Origin of the sequence: Tritonibacter sp. SIMBA_163 (assembly GCF_046535935.1) — a bacterium.
Classification (GTDB): Bacteria; Pseudomonadota; Alphaproteobacteria; order Rhodobacterales; family Rhodobacteraceae; genus Epibacterium; species Epibacterium scottomollicae.
The window spans coordinates 1-292 of the sequence record NZ_JAWJBP010000273.1 but is presented as its reverse complement, the minus strand read 5'-3'; the positions used below and the strand labels follow the sequence as shown (position 1 = coordinate 292).

Here is a 292-nt window from a genome sequence, read left to right as displayed (position 1 = left end):
CCTCAACATCTTTCCACTTGGCGCTTTCAACAGCGGCAATAGCCCCGATTGGTGCTTGACCTTCCCCTTCTCCTGGAACAGGATCAATGTACTCTTGAACCTTATTGACGAGCAGATCCGTCGCCACATCAAAATTCCCGTCAGTGATGACAACTTTCACTGTACCTTCACCATTCCAGAGAGGAAAAACCTTCGCTCTCCCAACTCCTTCTACTTCTTCAGCCCACTTTTTATAGTGTGCTTTGTTGGCACTGACAGCTTCACGTCTTGCCCTCATCAAGTACCGTTCATA

Annotated in this window: 1 protein-coding gene; it reads right to left on the bottom strand. The window is 47.9% G+C overall.

Going from position 1 to position 292, the window contains the following annotated elements:
- Window positions 1-292: baseplate J/gp47 family protein (locus R0J92_RS22380; protein ID WP_411053273.1), on the bottom strand; the 292-nt coding region annotated here is incomplete at both ends.